Raw genomic sequence first — 257 nt, 5'->3', positions numbered from 1 at the left:
GTGCGCAGCCACCAGCGGGCCGCGGCCGCCTGGGCGAATGGAATGTTCGACGACGAAATCGTGCCGGTTGTGGTGCCGCAAAGAAAGGGCGCGCCTGCCATCTTCGCACACGATGAAGGTTATCGAGGCGATGCGACGATGGCTTCGCTCGGCGCGCTGAAGGCGATTGAGGGCGGCGTCGTGACCGCTGGCAACGCCAGTCAGCAGAACGACGCCGCTGCCGCTTGCCTAGTGGTGGCCGAAGACAAACTCGACGA

Annotated in this window: 1 protein-coding gene; it reads left to right on the top strand. The window is 65.0% G+C overall.

Features of this window, described 5'->3' with window-relative positions; all coding sequences use genetic code 11:
- A partial coding sequence (locus tag NZK81_RS21830; RefSeq protein WP_473087543.1) for a thiolase family protein occupies positions 1-257 on the top strand: 257 nt, incomplete at both ends.

The organism is Novosphingobium mangrovisedimenti (assembly GCF_025153475.1).
GTDB lineage: Bacteria > Pseudomonadota > Alphaproteobacteria > Sphingomonadales > Sphingomonadaceae > Novosphingobium > Novosphingobium mangrovi_A.
This window is presented reverse-complemented; position numbering and strand designations above follow the sequence as displayed.